This is a genomic window from Endozoicomonas sp. ALE010 (assembly GCF_049310165.1).
Classification (GTDB): Bacteria; Pseudomonadota; Gammaproteobacteria; order Pseudomonadales; family Endozoicomonadaceae; genus Endozoicomonas.
The window spans coordinates 1-19,750 of the sequence record NZ_JBLYNV010000005.1; the positions used below are offsets into that span (position 1 = coordinate 1).

Annotated in this window: 16 protein-coding genes; 10 read left to right on the forward strand and 6 right to left on the reverse strand. The window is 49.5% G+C overall.

Annotated features, from left to right (window positions below):
* Positions 1-391: 391 nt before the first annotated feature.
* Together ACO6UY_RS03815 and ACO6UY_RS03820 are read left to right on the forward strand one after the other, a co-directional pair.
* The gene (locus ACO6UY_RS03815) at positions 392-1,435 is read left to right on the forward strand and encodes a hypothetical protein (protein ID WP_422489107.1); all 1,044 of its coding nucleotides are present in this window, start codon (positions 392-394) and stop codon (positions 1,433-1,435) included.
* Between the two features lie 203 nt (positions 1,436-1,638).
* Positions 1,639-2,742, forward strand: a complete 1,104-nt coding sequence (locus ACO6UY_RS03820; protein WP_422463051.1) for a hypothetical protein — start codon at positions 1,639-1,641, stop codon at positions 2,740-2,742.
* Between the two features lie 28 nt (positions 2,743-2,770).
* On the opposite strand, the gene ACO6UY_RS03825 is transcribed toward ACO6UY_RS03820, so the two are convergent.
* The 4 genes from ACO6UY_RS03825 to pheS form a co-directional block, all read right to left on the reverse strand.
* Entirely contained in the window at positions 2,771-3,115 is a 345-nt protein-coding gene (locus ACO6UY_RS03825) for a MerR family transcriptional regulator (protein WP_422450527.1), read from the reverse strand.
* Positions 3,096-3,407, reverse strand: coding sequence for an integration host factor subunit alpha (gene ihfA, locus ACO6UY_RS03830; protein ID WP_101747798.1), 312 nt, complete (start codon positions 3,405-3,407; stop codon positions 3,096-3,098). The genes ACO6UY_RS03825 and ihfA overlap by 20 nt, the downstream gene beginning before the upstream one ends.
* 116 nt (positions 3,408-3,523) lie before the next feature.
* Positions 3,524-5,926: a phenylalanine--tRNA ligase subunit beta gene (gene pheT, locus ACO6UY_RS03835; protein ID WP_422463053.1), complete on the reverse strand. Its 2,403-nt coding sequence runs from the start codon at positions 5,924-5,926 to the stop codon at positions 3,524-3,526.
* Between the two features lie 56 nt (positions 5,927-5,982).
* On the reverse strand, positions 5,983-7,011 hold the full coding sequence (gene pheS / locus ACO6UY_RS03840; RefSeq protein WP_422463055.1) for a phenylalanine--tRNA ligase subunit alpha: 1,029 nt from the start codon (positions 7,009-7,011) through the stop codon (positions 5,983-5,985).
* Between the two features lie 199 nt (positions 7,012-7,210).
* Here pheS and thiS point away from each other — a divergent pair, with 199 nt between their 5' ends.
* The 8 genes from thiS (at position 7,211) to ACO6UY_RS03880 (ending at position 16,392) form a co-directional block, all read left to right on the forward strand.
* On the forward strand, positions 7,211-7,411 hold the full coding sequence (thiS, locus tag ACO6UY_RS03845; RefSeq protein ID WP_422463057.1) for a sulfur carrier protein ThiS: 201 nt from the start codon (positions 7,211-7,213) through the stop codon (positions 7,409-7,411).
* Between the two features lie 41 nt (positions 7,412-7,452).
* Positions 7,453-8,232 (forward strand): thiazole synthase, encoded by a 780-nt coding sequence (locus ACO6UY_RS03850; RefSeq protein ID WP_422489109.1) that lies wholly within the window; start codon positions 7,453-7,455, stop codon positions 8,230-8,232.
* Between the two features lie 11 nt (positions 8,233-8,243).
* The gene (gene thiH, locus ACO6UY_RS03855; RefSeq protein WP_422489111.1) at positions 8,244-9,368 is read left to right on the forward strand and encodes a 2-iminoacetate synthase ThiH; all 1,125 of its coding nucleotides are present in this window, start codon (positions 8,244-8,246) and stop codon (positions 9,366-9,368) included.
* Positions 9,369-9,395: 27 nt separating this feature from the next.
* The gene (smrA, locus tag ACO6UY_RS03860; protein WP_422463059.1) at positions 9,396-10,010 is read left to right on the forward strand and encodes a DNA endonuclease SmrA; all 615 of its coding nucleotides are present in this window, start codon (positions 9,396-9,398) and stop codon (positions 10,008-10,010) included.
* Positions 10,011-10,095: 85 nt separating this feature from the next.
* A complete protein-coding gene (locus ACO6UY_RS03865; protein WP_422489113.1) occupies positions 10,096-12,456 on the forward strand; it encodes a hypothetical protein in 2,361 nt (786 codons plus the stop codon).
* A gap of 291 nt (positions 12,457-12,747) precedes the next feature.
* Positions 12,748-14,172, forward strand: a complete 1,425-nt coding sequence (gene aspA / locus ACO6UY_RS03870) for an aspartate ammonia-lyase (RefSeq protein ID WP_422467089.1) — start codon at positions 12,748-12,750, stop codon at positions 14,170-14,172.
* Between the two features lie 568 nt (positions 14,173-14,740).
* On the forward strand, positions 14,741-15,394 hold the full coding sequence (locus ACO6UY_RS03875; protein WP_101747807.1) for a response regulator transcription factor: 654 nt from the start codon (positions 14,741-14,743) through the stop codon (positions 15,392-15,394).
* Between the two features lie 614 nt (positions 15,395-16,008).
* Positions 16,009-16,392, forward strand: a complete 384-nt coding sequence (locus ACO6UY_RS03880; protein ID WP_269675130.1) for a response regulator — start codon at positions 16,009-16,011, stop codon at positions 16,390-16,392.
* Positions 16,393-16,488: 96 nt separating this feature from the next.
* Here the strand turns inward: ACO6UY_RS03880 and sbcB are convergent, their stop codons facing one another.
* Entirely contained in the window at positions 16,489-17,952 is a 1,464-nt protein-coding gene (sbcB, locus tag ACO6UY_RS03885) for an exodeoxyribonuclease I (protein ID WP_422489115.1), read from the reverse strand.
* Between the two features lie 29 nt (positions 17,953-17,981).
* Positions 17,982-19,724, reverse strand: a complete 1,743-nt coding sequence (locus tag ACO6UY_RS03890; RefSeq protein ID WP_422489117.1) for a hypothetical protein — start codon at positions 19,722-19,724, stop codon at positions 17,982-17,984.
* Between the last annotated feature and the right edge of the window lie 26 nt (positions 19,725-19,750).

Here is a 19,750-nt window from a genome sequence, read left to right on the forward strand (position 1 = left end):
GAAAGAATGGAATGAAGCCAGCAAGAAAAGGAGAAGAGACCCACTTGGGCTTGATGAAATAGTGGAATGGGATTTGGATTCATGGGCGACACTGGATTCATTGGCGACAGAGTCAGAACTGGTCAACAACGATGACTGGATGGAAGAGTTCCTACAAGGGCTGTGATATGCATTAAGAAGGTCTTGAAACTGTTGGGACTGCATAACAAAATCTCCCATTTCAGATCCGGCCAATGCCATTGTGGCCATTGATCGCTGGAAGGCTGACTTCAGGTTCGACGCTTCAACCCCGGTGAATGGGTGATGAAAAGTTTTTTTTCGGTTTTGGTCAGGAACTTTGTATCGATCAGGTGTTCAAACAACGCAGGCTCATGTCCGAGGTCACTTTGTTATGAATGTCACTGGTTCTCAAATCATACGGCAAGTTCCAGCTTCACCAGTTCAGGAGAAGCAACACGAAGGAGTGGAAGCCATACCAGCAAAAGAGCCATCCTGCAGTGAGATGGCTAACGTCTTCCCGAAGTTGAGAGACACAGAAACGCTGGTCGAAAAAGCCAAGGCGGTTGCCAGACAATTAAAAGATCCTGACGGTAAATTAAACGACTGGGAGTTTCCCTGTAATTTAACCCCGTTGCATATTGCCTGTCTTGCTGGTGATATGGAACTGTTAAAACTCGCAATGCTGGATGATTTTTGCCAGGAGCACATTGATCAGCAAACATCTGCTGATACTGATGTTGATGCTACTGCAAATGAAACTAGTGCCAATGCAGCAACTGCATCACCAGAGGGCAATAACGAAGTTGGTGATCAACGGCCAATTGCCACGAACCACGACACGGCTTTGCATTTTGCCCTGCTGACCGGCTGGGACAAAGGAGCATTAGCGCTTATCGAAGAGCTTGATGTTCAGGATAAACTGAAAAACACGATTAACGACAGAGGCGAAAGCCTGCTCAGTCTGGCGGCAAGTCACAGCAGTCTTGAAGTTGTTCGTGGGCTTTGCGATTCTTTCAAGGCGAGTGAAAATTATCGGGAGTATCTGTTTCACAAATCAGAACACCAGAGAACCTTGCTTCATTGTGCAGTAGACCAGAATGGTCCGGAAGTTTTCAACTATCTGCAAGATCAGCAAATGTCCGCAACCAGAGAAATGATCGCAGGTTCGGCGAATGATCAGGACAACCAGCTCCGGATGCTCCCGAGAACAACGCGTGCTGATAAAGATAGAAATGGTAATACACCCGAGAAACTTGCCGCAATGAAAGCTGGTCTGCGTTATATCCAGCAATTTCATGACAATCCCAAACTTGTAGAGGAAGTACGTTTTAGTGACAATAAAAACCCCTGGCTAAATTACTACTTGCAAGACATTACTGGTTTAATGCAGCCTATATCCTGGATTTCGCCGTTTAGATCATGCAACCTCGTATGAAGTGATCAGTCACTGCCTGTTCCGAAGTAATTTCTGACCAGGCAGAATCGATTGCCATGGCTTTCCGGTTTATCACAGAACATCTCCACGTTCTACTCTTCACCCCTGGTAAATAAGTGATGGGAAATTTTTGATTGTAGTGAGGAACTTTGTGCCGGTCGTGTATTCAAATTACGCAGACACATGTTCGAGGTCACTTTGTTATGGATGTCAATACTTCCCAAACTAATCTGTCTTTTCAGTCTTCAGCAGCCAAGGAAACGCAACTCGAAGGAGTGAAGGCCACACCAACAAACGGGCCTTCCTGCGGTGAGGTTGCCAAGGCCTTTACGGAGTTGACAGACATTAAAATGTTGGTCGAAACAGCTCAGCTGGCAGCTGGACTATTAAAAAGTGCTGAAGGTGGATTAAACGACTGGGATCTCCCTTGTGATTTAACCCCATTGCACATTGCCTGTCTCGCAGGTGATATGAAGCTCTTACAGCTCGCTCTCAAGAATGATGTCTGCCGGAGTCGCATTGATCAACACACGGCGTCTTGTTCTACTACCACTACGTCTTCTACTCCCGATTCCATTACTATCACTACTACTATCTCTGTCACTGCGGCTATCGCTGCTAATGCTGCACGACTGGAGGACCCTGGCGAGATTAGAAATATCCTGCCAATTGCCATGAACCACGACACGGCCTTGCACTTTGCCCTTTTGACCGGCTGGAATGAAGGGGCACTCACCCTTATGGAAGCACTCAGAAAATTGGGTAAACTGGCAAATACCACGAACGACAAACGCAATAGCCTGTTTAGTCTGGCGGCAAGTCACAGCAGTCTTAAAGTAGTACGTGAGCTTTGCAGTCATTTCATGGGGAGTGAACATTACCGAGCGTATTTATTTCACAAATCAGAAGACCAGAAAACTTTGCTTCATTGTGCTGTGGAGCAGGATGATCATGAAGTTTTCGAATATCTGCAACGGGAGCAAATGGAAACAACCGACAATATAAATTGCGCTTTGGCAAGAAAACATGGCTACCGTTACCACGATTTCCCGGAGAGATTACCGACAACAACACGTGATAATAAAGATAGAAATGGCAACACACCCGAAGAACTTATTGCGCTGAAACTTGGATTGGATAACATCCAGAAATTGAAAGACAATCCCAGGCTCTTAAAGCAAAAACGTTATCATGGCTGTGATAGTCTCTGGGAAAAATATTACTTGCAAGACATCACCTTTCTCATTGATCCAGTATCCTGGATTCCGCCCTGGGAAAAACCACCACTCAGCTACTTCTTCGGATGAAGTGATTGCCTGTTCCAAATCATTTAGCTCAGGACAAAATATCAACAACTGCTTCTAATTCCGATATTGCCTGCGCTATTTCAGTACGATAATCAAACGTTTGTCGCTTAACCGCATGTCGCTTCAGCTGCGTGCGGGCTCCATCGATGGTAAAGCGCTGATCGTATAAAAGACTGCGGATCTGTCGAACCAGCTGTACGTCCTCATGGCGGTAATAGCGCCGATTACCTCGACGAACCGGTGACAGTTGGGGAAATTCCTGCTCCCAATAGCGCAGCACATGAGACTTAACCAAACAGAGCTCACTGACTTCGCCAATGGTAAAGTAGCGTTTGCCAGGGATAGCTGGCAGATCACTCGTCCTGAGTTCCATGTCCTGCATAGGTTTCCACTCTCGCCTTGAGTTTCTGACCGGGTTTGAAGGTCACCACACGTCGTGGGGTGATCGGGATTTCCTCTCCCGTTTTTGGGTTCCGGCCTGGTCTTTGACGTTTATCGCGCAAATCAAAGTTACCAAAGCCGGACAGTTTCACCGATTGGTTTTTTTCGAGAGACTGGCGAATTTCCTCAAAAAACAGCTCGACCATCTCTTTGGCTTCGCGTTTGTTAAGGCCAAGCTCTTCATTCAGTCGCTCGGCCATATCGGCTTTCGTCAGGGCTCCCATGAACCAATCCCCTTTTTTGTTTTTCCCATGGTAATAGCTGTATCGGGTTTTCTGAAAGAAAGATAACAGGCTATTACCATGATCTTATTATTCACTCTGAGGCCATTGACTGGCGTTTACTGACGCAGGCTGGCATCGAAGTCCTGTTTCAAGCGGGCAACAACACGGTCAACCAGCTCATTAACCTCGTCATCCTTTAGAGTGCGGGAAGGATGCTGTAAGGTCAAGCCCATGGCCAGGCTCTTGAACCCTGCTTCAATACCCTGACCGGCATAAACATCAAAAGTATTGACCCGGCGCAACAGTTCACCGGCTTCACTGGCAATTACCCGTTCAATATCGCCAGCAGCAGTGGCGGCATTAACCACCAGTGCCAGGTCACGGCGAACTTCAGGATACTTCGACAGGGCTGCAAAACGGGTAACTTGGCCTTCAGTCACCGCTTTCAGGCTGAGCTCAACCAGGTAAACCGCAGCGGGCATATCCATCGTCTTTGCCAGCGATGGGTGCAGGGCCCCCATATGACCAATCACTTTGCCATCACGAACAATTTCGGCACACTGGCCAGGATGCATGGCAGCATGCTCGCCCTTGCGGAACACAAACTCATTACCGGCCTGACCCAGGGCAAAGACCGCTTCGAAATCGCCTTTCAGGTCAAAGAAGTCAACGGCTTCAGCCTTACCCTGCCAGCTTTCCGGGTGACGACTGCCAGTCATCAGGGCAGCCAGCATTGGCTCCTGTTTAAGTTCATCGCCGTCTTTACCCTTTTCCCTGATAAAGGTCAGACCTGTTTCAAACAGACGAACCCGGCTTTGCTGACGATTCAGGTTGTAGCCAGCAGTTTTAACCAGTCCCGGCAGCAACGTTGTGCGCATCACGGACAGGTCGCTGGCAATCGGGTTGGACAGGGCAACAGGCTCACGCTGAGGATCAAACAGCCGGTGCAGTTCCGGAGCGATAAAGCTGAAGCACACCGCCTCCTGATAACCACGGGCCGTCAGTACACGACGAATGTCTGATTCCTGAACCCGGGACTCGTCCACCTGCTTCATCTTTAACAGCGCTGTCGGCGTGCTCTCAGGCAGATTGTTGTAGCCGTAAATTCGGCCAAGCTCTTCCACCAGATCTTCTTCGATGGCAATATCAAAGCGCCAGCTGGGGACAGACACCGTCCAGCATGCCTGGTCATCGGTCTCTTCAACAAGCGTTAAGCCCAGACCCAGGCGCGACAGTAATGCTTCGATATGACGGTTTTCGATGGCCATACCCAGCAGTGACGTCACTTTTTCAGAACGCAGTGTCACTTCACGCAGAGCAGGCAGGTGGGCTTCGCTGGCCACTTCCGTTACCGGACCCGGTTCACCGCCACAAATCTCGACGATCAGGGCCGTGGCACGTTCAACCGCGTTGTTCTGCAGCTGGAAATCCACACCCCGTTCAAAGCGGTGGGAAGAGTCCGTGTGCAAGCCATAGGAACGGGCCTTACCGGCAATGGTAATCGGATCAAAGAATGCGCTTTCCAGGAAGATATGACGGGTCTGGTCACTGACGCCGGAACCTTCTCCCCCCATCACCCCGGCAATCGCCAGAGCCTTCTGCTCATCAGCAATGACCAGTGTGTTGTCGTTCAGTGTGACTTCCTGACCATCCAGCAGGGTCAGCTTCTCGCCAGCCTCCGCCATGCGCACATGAATGCTGCCAGAGAGCGTATCCAGGTCAAAACCGTGCATAGGCTGACCCAGTTCCAGCATAACGTAGTTGGTAACATCCACCACCGGGTCAATGGAACGAACACCGGAGCGACGCAGATGCTCAGTGAGCCACAATGGCGCAGAACGGGAAACGTCCACGTTACGAATAACCCGGCCAACATAGCGCGGGCAGCCCTGTGGAGCATCAATATGAATCGGGAAGGTATCGTCAATGGCGGGTGCCACTTCGGCTATCTGCTCTTCTGTCACATCCGCCAGAAAGTTTGCGCTGACTTCACGGGCCAGACCGGCGATGCTCAGACAGTCACCACGATTAGGCGTCAGATCCACATCGATGATCTTGTCGTCCAGAGAGAGGTATTCACGAATATTCTGGCCAACCGGGGCATCCGCAGGCAGCTCCAGCAAACCATCGGAAGACTCAGCCATGCCGAGCTCTTCTTCGGCACAGAGCATGCCGAAGGATTCAACACCGCGCAATCTGGCTTTTTTGATTTTGAAGTTGCCGGGCAATACGGCACCCACGGTGGCAAAGGGAACCTTGATCCCCACCCGGGCATTAGGGGCACCACACACCACCTGGCAAGACTCACTGCCGGTACTGACCTGAGTCACCCGCAGCTTATCGGCGTCCGGGTGCTGCTCACAGGCAACAATTTCACCAATAACGACACCGGTAAACTCACCGGCAACCGCTTCAACCTCGTCAACCTCCAGACCGGCCATGGTGATTTTATCCACCAGCGCCTGGGTATCGACCTCAATATTGACCCACTGCCGCAACCACTTTTCACTGAATTTCATGCTATTTACTCAATCCTGCTAAAACCGTTCTTAAACGTTTGAAAATGACGCCGTCCTCAACGGAACTGATCCAGGAAGCGCAAGTCGTTCTCAAAGAACTGGCGCAGGTCATTGACGCCATAACGCAGCATGGCAAAACGCTCAACCCCCATACCAAAGGCAAAACCGGTGTACTTTTCAGGATCGATCCCGGAGTAGCGGAACACGTCCGGATGCACCATGCCGCAGCCCAGGACTTCCAGCCATTTGATCGAGCCATCGTCGTTACGGCCCCACTCAATATCCACCTCGGCAGAAGGCTCAGTGAACGGGAAGTAGGATGGACGGAAACGAACCTGCAGGTCATCCCGCTCAAAAAAGATTCTCAGGAAATCAATCAGAACACTTTTCAGGTCCGCAAAGCTGACTTTCTCGGCAACGTACAGACCTTCCACCTGGTGGAACATCGGGCTGTGGGTCTGGTCAGAGTCGCAGCGATACACCTTACCCGGGCAGACAATGGCAATGGGCGGGTTCTCGTTATTTTTGACGAAGCGCTCCATGGTGCGAACCTGAACCGGTGAGGTGTGGGTTCTCAGTACGGTAGTGTCGTCAAAATAGAACGTGTCGTGCATGGCACGGGCCGGATGGTGACCGGGAATATTCAGGGCTTCGAAGTTGTGGTAATCATCTTCGATTTCCGGCCCTTGCTCCACGGTAAAGCCGATGCGACCGAAATAGTCGGTAATCCGTTCCATGGTACGGGTAATCGGGTGAACAGTACCCGGCACCTGACCACGCCCGGCCAGGGATACATCAATGGCCTCACTGGCCAGTCGGGCATCCAGGGCCTGTTGATCCAGCAACGCTTTCTTATGGTTGATCGCGTCCTGAACCTGCTGCTTACCCTTGTTAATCAGCCCACCTGCTTTTGGTCGCTCCTCAGGGGAGAGCTGGCCAAGGGCCTTGAGCAAAGAGGTCAGCTCGCCTTTCTTACCAAGGAACTGAACGCGGATCTCGTCCAGACCTGAGGCGTCAGCAACGGCTTCAACGGCACTGAGTGCGCTGGCCACCAGCGTATCAAGCGTGTTATCCAGATTCTCCATGGGGTTTCCAAAACAGATGAGCTACAGAAAATAAACGGTCAATTCTAACGGCTGAACCTTGCCTTGGGTAGAGTTGTCACCGCCAATAATGGAGAGTATTTGTCTTTGTGCCTCAACCCGGCTGTGCAGATCATTTGTCAAACACCCCCCGGATTCTTTAGAATCTTGCCAACTTAAAAGGACTGGCACCCAATTGACCATGCAGATCACGGTAAACAATCAGCCGATGGCAGTGGAGCCCCCTGTCAGCGTTGAGGCCCTGTTACAGCAACTGAACCACCTGGAAAAAGGCATAGCCCTTGCGGTCAATAGTAAAATCATCAGCCGCTCCCGGTGGGCATCTTATCTGCTGAGTGACGGGGATAACATTACGCTGATAAAAGCAACGGCGGGTGGCTAGACAAACATAAACCGAAGCGCACTAAATAACGTAAGGCTGGCATGCTGGAAATTGCGGATAAAACCTTTTCTTCACGACTGTTTACCGGAACCGGAAAGTTCAGTAACAGCCAATTGATGACCGATGCCATCATTGCCTCCGGCAGTGAGCTGGTCACTATGGCGTTGAAGCGGGTTGACCTGAATGAGCAGCAGGACAATATCCTCGGGCCTCTTCTCGACCGACAGCTGGAGCACAACCTGAACCTGCTGCCAAACACCTCAGGTGCCCGCACTGCGGATGAAGCCATTTACGCAGCCCAGCTGGCCAGAGAAGCCCTCGGCACCCATTTCGTCAAAGTCGAAATTCATCCAGACCCCAAATACCTTCTGCCAGACCCCATTGAAACCCTGAAAGCCTGCGAAACATTAAGTGCCATGGGTTTTGCCGTCATGCCTTATATCCATGCAGATCCGGTTCTCTGCAAACGCCTGGAGGAAGTGGGTGTTGCCGCCGTTATGCCCCTGGGTTCCCCCATTGGCAGTAACCTGGGTCTGAAGACCAAAGAGTTTATCCAGATCATTATTGAACAAAGCTCGGTACCGGTGGTGATTGATGCGGGCATAGGCAGCCCTTCCGATGCGGCCCAGGCCATGGAGATGGGGGCTGATGCCGTGCTGGTTAATTCCGCCATCGCCGTGGCCCGTGATCCGGTACAAATGGCCATCGCCTTTAAAGAGGCCGTTATCGCCGGACGCAGGGCTTACCAGGCCGGTCTTGGGGGGCGCTCTTTGCAGGCCCAGGCCAGCAGCCCGTTAACGGCCTTTCTGGATGAACTTTAGGAGAGGACCTGATGACCTTTCTTGACCACTTTAATCAGCTTCAGTGGGATGAACTGAAAATGACCATCCACAGCCAGACCGCTGCGGATGTAGAGAACGCCCTGCACAGCACCAGACTGAACCATCAGCAGTTTCTGGCACTGATATCCCCTGCGGCAGAGCCCTACCTGGAAGCCATGGCGCAAAAAAGCAGGCAGCTGACCCGACAACGGTTCGGCAATACTTTGCAGCTCTTTATTCCCCTCTATCTCTCCAACAAGTGCACCAATATCTGCACTTACTGCGGTTTCAGTCTCGGTAACAAAATTCGCCGAAAAACCCTGAAGATGGACGAGCTGGACCGGGAAGTGGCAACGATCAAAAAGATGGGCTTCGATCACATCCTGCTGGTGACTGGCGAAGCCCCCGGGACAGTGGGTGTCAGCTATATCAAATCGGTGATTGAGCGGCTGCGGCCACACTTTGCCCATATCAGTATTGAGGTCCAGCCTCTGGATCAGGAAGATTACCAATCCCTGATGGCAGCTGGCCTTGATGCAGTGCTGGTTTACCAGGAAACCTATCACCGGCCTGCCTATGAGCAATACCATCTCCGGGGCAGCAAAATGAATTTCAACTACCGCCTTGAAACCGCTGACCGACTGGGACGGGCGGGCATTGATAAAATCGGCGTTGGTGCCTTGATTGGTCTGGAAGACTGGCGAACCGACTCAGCCATGGTGGCGGCTCACCTGGATTACCTGGAAAAGACCTACTGGCGCACCCGTTACTCCATTTCCTTCCCCCGGTTGCGCCCCTGTGAAGGTGATTTTCAGCCGGTATCGGTGATCTCTGACCGACAGCTGGTTCAGCTGATCTGCGCTTACCGTCTGTTCAAACCGGAAGCCGAGCTCTCCTTATCCACCCGTGAATCGGCAACGTTCCGGGATAATGTCCTGCCCCTGGGCATCACCACCATGAGCGCCTATTCCAGCACCCACCCCGGTGGCTATGCCGATGACAATATCCTGGGCAATGAAGATCTGGAACAGTTCACCATTGACGACAACCGACGTCCAGAAGCAGTGGCGGATGCCATTCGTGCCAAAGGGCTCGAACCGGTCTGGAAAGACTGGTCGCACTGTTTCAGCCATTAACAGTTTCACTTGGTCAGTTATCCGGCTATGAGCAACTCAGCAAACAATTCATCAGGCAACTCTTCTGACAATGATGACATCTCTGCTTTCCTGAAAGAGATGAAAGGCGTCAACCCGTTAAAACAGAAAGCAACCGCAGATACCCGGAGAGTTCAGCGGGTCACACCGGGCCAGGAGATTCGCAAGGCCGCTGCGGAAGACACCTTTACCGACCCGAATTTTCTCTCCCTGCTCAACCCGAAGATGGTCAAACCCCATGACTTTCTGGTCTGGAAGCGGGATGGCGTACAGGAAGGCGTGTTCAAAAAACTCCGCCTGGGCAAATATGATATTGAGGCACGCCTTGACCTGCACCACAAAACCGCCCGGGAAGCCCGGGAGCAGGTTTTCCAGTTTATCAATGATTGCCGGGAACACGAGCTGCGTACCGTCTTGATAGCCCACGGGCGCGGTGAGAAAAGCAGTCCACCTGCCCTGCTGAAAAGTTACCTGTACAACTGGCTACCCCAGATGGAAGCGGTGCTGGCGTTTCACAGCGCACTGAAAGTCCATGGCGGCTCTGGAGCACTGTATGTGATGATCAGAAAAAGTGAGCGGGAAAAACTGGAAAACCGCGAGCGCCACGCAAAACGGACAAAATAAACTACCTGAAGTCGGCAAATGTTAGAACTATAAGACCAAATCCGAGTCTAATCTGAACTCAGAATAGCTCGGAAAGGTGACAGAGATGGATGCCAATCAGTCGGCTTCAGCAACTCAAGGTTCTTCAATTGGTTCTCACACTGAGACTCCCACCTCTCAACCAGGACCTCGTTCACGGCATAAGCATCGAGAGATTCATCGACCCAAAAAAGCCTCCAAGAGCACTTCTGCCCGCAGCCTCTCAGAAAGAGAGAAAGTTGCAAAAGCTCTATATGACAGGGGGGCCTCCTCTATGCAGCATATTCCTGACCGGGTTCTTAAAAATCAGTGGCAATCAGAAACCGCTCACCTTCCGAGAGAATACCAACGACAGCATATTGCTGAGATGCAAGGATTAAAAAAAATACAAAAACTGGTTCAGGAGGGACGAAAAGATGAGCTGGATAAAATTATTGGGACCACAGTATCTTATACAGATATTACCGATGGCATTCAAACAGTTATAAACAAAAGTGAACTGCATCCGGGAAAACCCGGCATAAACCAGCAACTCCAGCAGATTAAAGAACAAACGCCTGTTACTCAATTAAAAGTGCTTAAATCAATAGCGCTTGATTTATCAGGTACATTACAAAGAAAAAGCAAGGAGTTCCTGACAAAAACAGACAAGGAAAACTTTCATCACTGGTTTCAGGCAAGCATGCGCTGCATGCTGAAAACAGACGCTATTGAGCAGCCATCTGATAGCAAACTGCCTGTAATTGCTGAAGCAACCCTTCAGTTGTTTCAGATAATAATCGACAGACAATTAGCCGATCCCGATCTTGTGCCTTATGTTCTTCTGGCAAAAACATTGGGTAAACTTTACAAGCTGTCCATTAATCAATCTGTTTCGGGAGAAACAAGAGCCAGACTAACGACGGTTATCGCATCACTTTGTGATAGCTTTGAGAACTCTGACATTGCCCGAACCCCGGCATTTATTGGTTTGAGAGAACAATCGCTGGTCATTCACCTGAAATCACTAAATCCTGCCGGAGTTAATATTCCTTCCAGTAAAAGCATGGAGGTTCTTACTGATCTTATTGAAATAGCTCCAACCACAGAAAACATATTTTTATTGATAAAAAACCTTGTAAACTTTTATGGTCTGGTTGACTTTGGAGATGAAGAGCAAGTAAGGCAACAGATAAAAAAAATTACTGCATCAGATGTTTCCGATGCTCTGATTGCTTACCTTGACGGCAACATCACAGAAGTTGTTGCTTCAGATAGTCAAAACCCCATGGTTATTTGGCTGAAGGCTATGATTGCCCTTAACCATCAGCTTGACCCGGAAAAGTCTGAACGGTTATTAGTTGATGCTGCCAGTAACGATGATACGATGCATTTTGAACTGGCCCGGTTTTACCTTGAGCACTGCCAATCACCTGATCTTGAAAAACTGGCAACCATCAAATCCTTATTAGAGAAATCAGAATCCAGACTCCATGAAGCAGAGCGGTCTTTATGGTTGCAATGCAATGCAAAGGTTAATCAACTTATATTCCTGGCAGAAGAAAGCCAAATAACACCATCAAGTAATAATGCATTGCAAACCGTTCCTCCTGGGAAAAACGACAGGGTTGAGCTAATTGAAGCCAAACCTTCAGCAACATCTGCCATAGAGACGAAGCAAGCGCTATTAACCGATCTGTCTTCAGTGATGTCACTGACAGAAGCGCTCATCAATAAATATCAATATCACCAGGATACCACTTCTGGTAATAACGATGCGGTTAAAGAATTTTCAGTTATTGGCTGGAAGGGAAAAAAACTCAACCCTTTTGAAGCAATGAAGCCTGAAAACCGGAATCCTGTCATCAATAAGCTGCTTCGCCATATTCATACCTGTAGAATTTTCAACAATCTTGAAGAGGAAGTCAGATGTTATGACATTCTGAAAAACCAGAAATTCATGTTCATGTTACAGTTCGAACGCCTGCTCGAAGAAGCAACATGGACGCTTCTTCATTGCACTGAAGATCCGCATAGCGGTGGTCTGAGATCAACTCAACAAGAGCGGCTGGATGCCCTGAATTTAGCAAAGCAGATGATGATCCTATGCCTGCAACATACGGTTAAACAACCTGAGATAGTAGACAGTAAGCAGCGAGTTAACGACCGTATTGCATCGCTAACTGACTGGCTTGATAACATCAATAACTTTGGCGGCGATAAAGAATTGCAACAGTCTATGAGACACAATATCCGTTGTCGCGCAGGAAGTGGTCTTGGTCATATCTTTCGATTTATTCAGGAGGAAACAGGAAGAAGCGAAATGGCAAAAAAGGCCTCCCTGTGCTTCGGGGCCAAGACGACATTTGACCCCTGCTATAAACCCGAGTGCAAAGGCCCTAAGGAAAATAGAGAACAATACTACCGTCGGGTAACTCTTTACCGATAATCTGAATGTTAAACCACACTCAGCGTTGGAGGCTCTTAGTGTGGCATACCTGTCCTCATTGCCAGTCACAAGCATAGATATAAAAACTGATCAAAATTGATACAGATCATTCATCTTTTATTTTTTTGATAACTTTTATTCAGTTAGGTAGTACCACTTATTGCTGATAGTTATGGAGAGGCACAGACTAAACCCAGCCAGCCTGCTTTTACCAAGCAAAACAGGCTTATCCGATGCAGGCTAATGATTTTCCTCCAGTGCGCAAGTATGGCGCTATCCCAGGCCAAGAAAATGACAGACCTTACCCAATACCGAATTGAACACGATCTGCTCGGTGAAGCTCCGGTTCCGGAAAATGTTTACTATGGCATCCAGACCCAGCGTGCCATTGAAAACTTCCAGATCAGCGGTGTTCAGCTGAACCACTATGCCAACCTGCCACGGGCCCTGGCTATGGTCAAGAAAGCCTGTGCACTGGCGAACCGTGATCTGGGCATGCTGGACCAGCAGAAAGCAGAAGCCATTGCTGATGCCTGTGATGAGATCATCGAAGGCCGTCTGCACGATCAGTTTGTTGTTGACATGATTCAGGGCGGTGCGGGTACTTCCACCAACATGAACGCCAACGAAGTCATCTGTAACCGTGCCCTGGAGCTTATGGGACATCGTCGTGGTGAATACCAGTACCTGCACCCGAACACCCACGTCAACATGGCACAGTCTACCAACGACGTATACCCGACAGCGATGCGTCTGGCCATGGTGCTCAAGCACAAGTCACTGCTGGTTGCCATCAAGACCCTGAAAAATGCCCTGGACGTCAAAGCCAACGAGTTCAACGACATTCTGAAGATGGGCCGTACCCAGTTGCAGGACGCCGTTCCTATGACCCTGGGTCAGGAATTCCGTGCCTTCAGCACCACCATCGGTGAAGACATTCAGCGTATCGGTGAAATGGCCGCGCTGCTGCGTGAAGTGAACCTGGGTGGTACGGCGATCGGTACCGGCATCACGGCTGACAGCCGTTATGCGCCGCTGGCCATCAAATACCTGAGTGAAATCTCTGGCCAGGAAATGATTCTGGCTGGCGACCTGGTGGAAGCCACGTCCGATATGGGCGCATTCGTTATTTTCTCCAGCGCCCTGAAACGTCTGGCGGTTAAGCTGTCCAAAATCAGCAATGACCTGCGTCTGCTCTCCAGTGGCCCGCTGTGTGGCTTTAACGAGATCAACCTGCCAGAGATGCAGCCTGGTTCGTCGATCATGCCTGGCAAAGTGAACCCGGTTATTCCGGAAGCCATGAACCAGATCGCGTTCCACGTTATTGGTAACGACATGGTTGTAACCCTGGCTTCTGAGGCTGCACAGCTGCAGCTGAACTACGCTGAGCCAGTATTGGTTTATAAGATTCTTGAGTCTATCCAGCAGTTGTCTGCCGGCATGAACATGCTGACCGAGAAGTGCATCAAGGGCATTACCGCCAACCGTGACGTGTGCCAAAGCTACGTAGACAACAGTGTTGGTCTGGTTACCGCACTGAACCCATACCTGGGCTACGAAAACTCCAGCCGCATCGCCAAGACTGCCCTGAAGAGCGGCCGTCGTGTAGTTGACCTGGTGCTGGAAGAAGGCCTGCTGACCGAAGATCAGCTAAAAGAGATCCTGAAACCGGAAAACATGATTGCGCCGCTGAATCTGAGCCAGTCAGCTCACTGATGATTTAACACTGACTTCAGAGCCTGTAGAAGTACAGGCCTTTTGCTTCAATACCCTCCACCACAAACACTCCACCTACGCACAAATCCACAACCCAAGCAGTATTATCCCTGATAACAATACAGGAAATATCATCTAATATAATGCGCCTTACTCAGATTGATGTTTGTTTGCGTTACATAACCTGTAAATTTACGCAGTCAACGGAAATACTGGTACGAAACCAGAAGAAATTGATACCTGCGGGAAGTATTACTCTGCATAAACTGCGAAAATAACGACTGATCTTCAAAAAGAGTTCCAGTGTAAGCCGGAGTTGTTTTTTATTTGCCCTGATAAAGCAACAGCATCACACTCTGCTAAACTCTTTGCCGAGAGACGCTAAAACACAGAGCGAATTCCACAACTTTTAAGCAATCTTTTTCAACCTGTGTGACTTCCGGCCAACCTTCCGGTTAACGCAGTTGATGCTCAAAGAGCGTTAATTATGGCTTTCCCGCATCACTTCTTTCCAGCCTGATGGCAAAAACACCGAATTATACGGCAAACTTCTCACAGTGGAGTCATTATGCAGCAACAGGACATGAAGCAAGAACCAACCGTATTTATCATCGATGATGACGAGGCTGTGCGTGACTCGCTGAAAATGTTGATGAGGTCAGTAGGTCAGACTGTCGAAGCCTTCTCTTCACCTGCTGAGTTCCTTGAAGTTTACGATGAAAACCGGCCTGGCTGTATTGTGCTGGACATCCGCATGCCCGGCATGAGCGGACTTGAGCTGCAGAGCAAGCTCAACGAGATGCACTGCATTCTGCCCATCATCTTCATCACGGGTCATGGTGATGTGCCTATGGCGGTTCAGGCCATCAAAGATGGCGCAATGAACTTTATCCAGAAACCTTTCCGCGACCAGGAACTACTGGACCTGATCAACGATGCCCTGAAACTGGATACGCAGCAGAGAAGAGAACTGCTGGAGCACAAGGAAATTCTCCGCAGGCTGTCAACCCTGACTGATCGTGAGCGTGAAGTACTGCACCATGTGGTTGAGGGTAAAGCCAACAAGGTCATCGCTGCGGATATCAACCTGAGTCAGCGCACGGTGGAAATCCATCGCTCCCGCGTTATGGAAAAGATGGGTACCAAATCCCTTGCTCACCTGGTGCGTCAGGTCATGCAGGTAAAAGAACATCTGGACGGCGAATTTAACTTCAAAATCTAACCTGCACCGGCCTGCTCCGTATACCTCACTCTATGAGGTTGCGGAGCCACTTCTGCATAAGCTACACCCGCTTTCCCGGATTGGTTAACCAGCCAGCTTGAAACACCTGTATAAAGTTTCGATACCATGGCTAATGGAATGAAAAGCAAGTCGTTTACTTCTATAATGGAATTACCCCGAAGCTATTACGGGATTGACCAAATAACGACCCATTATAATTTCCGTTTAATTCTAAAAAAAATGATCTAAACGAATAATATAATAATTGAACGAACGAACAGTCATACACTTAGGTACTCGCCGAATCACGTCAAGTACATCCCTCCATTCAGGATTAAGCCAGCTAAACCTAAACTGAAGTCGTACCATTAGACAATGGCAAGAAGAGACGGTGAAATACTTTCTAAACAAGTTCGGTTAAATTTGAATCAGAGGGTATTTCATATTTTAAAGGTTGCTTCTTGAGCTGCTGTTAACGGCGAAACAGCCTGCATACGCCATGCATGCCAATCCTGCCGCATGTTATCGATAAGCAGCAGCTTTTTTGCTTACAGCTGTTTCATTGCAACACGCCTTGCAAACGACAGGTTACTTATTACCGCCAGGCTGCCTTTATGAACCTCGCAACCCACTGCTCAGTCTACTTATTGGAACAGGATTCCGGCACTGCCGAGACTATTCGCAGCCTGTGCCATGAAAAATCCATGGAGCTTATCTGCTTCAGTTCGCATTTTGAACTGTTAAATGCACTTAAGGCCGACCAGCCATCCTGTATCATTGCAGCCAATGACCAGCCTGATGGTCAGGCCCTGAACCTGATGCAGGACCTGGCCAGTAGCGACCACCAGGTTCCGGTTATCATCCTTGGACATCATAATGATGTATCCAGCGCTGTTGCAGCCATTAAAGCGGGCGCTGTCGATTACATTGAAAAACCCACCATCTACGGCCGACTGGCAGAACAGCTGAACCTGGTCGTCAAACAGTCATTCCAATAAGCTTAAGCACATAAAACCCTATGTGCTTGCAGGCTGCTTTATTGGGATGGGCACTTTCGTAAACAGTCTTTAACCGGTTACGCACTTGATAGCGGATTAATAAAAGTCCTGATTGGCCAGAGTGTTCTCACGCCCCTGCACATAATCAGACAATTGTGCCAGTATATGCTGTTTTTCCAAATCTTCCCCAGCCACCGCCTGTGCCTCTCTCAATTCGTTCCAGAAATGATCAAGCGTTAATAGTTGTTTATTGTCCGGATGTAACTCCCCAGACAATCGATCACGGCAATATTGCTTCCAAAGCCCCCGGTCTTCTTTATCCATGGTTTCAAAATAGTGTCGGCCACGATAACGAAACAGCATCTCTTCCAGCCGCTTATCGGAAAACGAGAGGCCAAGTTCAGGTAACTGCGCAGGGTTGGATGAAACAATCCGGCTCATTTCGTTTTTGTCTGCCGGTGAGAAGAAACCACCCGAATAAATCATCTGATCAGGATCCGTGTGCCTTATCGCTGGTGATTCTGAAAACACCGCCCTGAGTTTTGCCGCCAGCCCGTTGTCCGCCAGCAACTGGCTCCGGTGCGCTTCACACCTGGCAAGGTCCAATTCAAGACGATCCTGGTCTTCGGTCCTGAGAACATTCAGGGGAGCAACCGCCGGGCATTTATTAATATGAATGGTCTTTAACGGAATTCGAGCTTCCCCATCACCTAATTGATCAACGGGTGTAAACAGCCTTCGTCGTATTTCATCCACCGACAAATTCAACAAAGGTGCCGGATCCACCGACAGATCATAAACGACAATACCATTACGGTTTACCGGATGATCAATCAACGGCAGCACCACAGCCAGGTTATTGCGCCGTGCTCCAAACATACCGGAGACATGTACCACCATCTGCTGGCTGACCAGATTTAATAACCCGGCCACTTCACGTTTACCACGATGGGACAGATAGAACTGGAACACCCTGGGCTGCCGTTGGCGAATCAACCTTGCCAGCGCAATAGTGGCACGGACATCACTCAGGGCATCATGAGCTGCACCGTGATCCAGACCATTCGCCGCAGTAATCTCCTCCAGCCTGAAGCTTTTGCAACCATCTTCACGCAACGGCCATTCAATGCCTTCTGGCCGCAAAGCCGCAGTCAATCGGACCAGATCGATCAAATCCCAGCGACTGTTGCCATTCTGCCACTCCCGAGCATAAGGGTCATAAAAATTCCGGTAGAGGATGTTCCGGGTTACCTCATCATCAAAGCGAATAGTGTTATAGCCCAGAGCACAAGTGCCTGGCACCATAAACTCCGTATGAATACGACGAATAAAGTCCGGCTCCACTGTCCCCTGCTCGTTCACCTTTTGTGGTGTCAAGCCGGTTACCAGACAGGCCATAGGGTTCGGCAGATGGTCTTCCGGCAATTTACAGAAAATATTCAGCGGCTCTCCCACCTCATTCAACTCTGCGTCCGTCCGGATACCCGCAAACTGGGCTGGCCAGTCAAGGGCAGGATCGATACCGAAAGTTTCGTAGTCATGGAAATAAAATGACTGCATATTAGCCCCTTTCATCATTATTCATAAAATCAGACACAACCGATCCCAACAGAGTTCAGGCTCTCTTTAAACTTCTTCTCTTTACTTTTGGGAATCACGATCTGCTGCTTACCCAACCGCTGACACCACTTGGACAGCACTTTATCGTTGATAATAAACTCGACAATGTCCTGAGTTTTGCAGTTCACGATCAGCGCTTCTTCTTTTATCTCCACGCCCCCGACATTGGCCGCCGCCTGCTTGAGGATACTCTCACAATCTTCCGGTAAAAAGGGCTGATCATCCCGAGCCTGAAGGAAGGCCTTTAATTCATCGACACTACCGCCAATTTGCAGCGTTTCCATCATCCTTTTACGGGACAGCTTCCAGATATGATCCTTATGATGATCAGCGTACAGTGACAGGAAGCGCTGTTCCCAGGGCGTCGGCTCACGGTCAAAAGCAATGCGTCCTTGTCGTTGAATGGTCAGCGGTGTTTCAGTTGACTCCTTATGGTCTGCCTTATAATGGTCAGTCAGACCCAGTGCGTACTGACCCAAAGGTGTCAGGCGGAAATATCGCAGACCGTCGTAGCGGCTGAGGCACTCCATATCGCCGTATTGATCATCAAAGCTCTCATCGTGATCAGGGGGAGCCATTACCACATCCACCAGCCCCAGGGTTGCCGCATACTCCAGCAGGAAACAGCGCAAATAACGGACTTCAAGATAGTCCCAACTCCTGCCATCGAGACATCCGTCACCCGGATTGTAGATATAGAGATGGTGCAATGCTGTTGTCACTTCCAGGTCAGCACCGGTGATGAACATAAAATTGGCAAAGTCGGCAAAGGCAATCCAGGCATTGACTTCACAGCCCTTCAGGTAAGCAGTAATGACCTCTCTTCTTTTCAGGACATCGGTGAAATAGCGCTTCCCTTTACCGGTTTGTCCCTTGATGCGATCAATACGACGAAATTCGTCTTCTTTCTTATTATTCAACCATTGAGCCCACATTTCCCTGATGGTGTCAGCCGGGTTGCGATCTGTCTTTTTGGCAGGAATCAGTGTGGTGCCTGACTGTTTGGTAAATTTGCTGTTGCCCAGTAGTCTCAGCCAGCCGTAAGCCAGCATCGACTCGCAACCTTTTGCATCATCACACGGGTCGTCGCCATAGTATTCATGTACGGCGGAAGACACTTTTTTCAGCGTCGCCCCTGAGGCAACCCCTGTTTTCTCACTGACCTTGATTTGCTTATCCTGCAATAACAACTGTATTGAATGCAGCTCACTCAGGGCCAGCCGTTCCCGTTCAAACAGAATATGATGGTTGGGCAGAGGCTCTGGCAAGACGACGGTTGTCAGCGTGTCCGGTTCAGGTTTTGCAACCAACTGCTTTAGGGAAGCCATGACCGGCTCGGGCATTTTTCGAATGTTGTACCAGTCAGAACCCACAGTGAAGAAAAAGACCATGACAGCGTCTGATGGTTCCTGTCGGTAGTACCAAATGCTACTTTGTGGTTTATTCGGAAAGTCGCCGTATTTCAGTTTGAAGCGGCCCCGATCAATCAATCCGCCATAATTGAACAGCGACTCCTGCAATAAGGCCATCTCAAGTTCTGACAGTTTCCCCAGGTATGTTTTCAGGATCGTCTGGTCTGTCAGACCTTCTGCGATTGAGTTAACCAGCTCGGTTTTGAGGTTTTTTTTCGATTTAACGCCAAAATAGGTCAGATACTTGCTTTTCAGGCTGTCGACCGTGTCGTTGCTGATAGCTCGTTTAAGTTCAGACATAAAATTCGATACACGTTTAAGAAAGG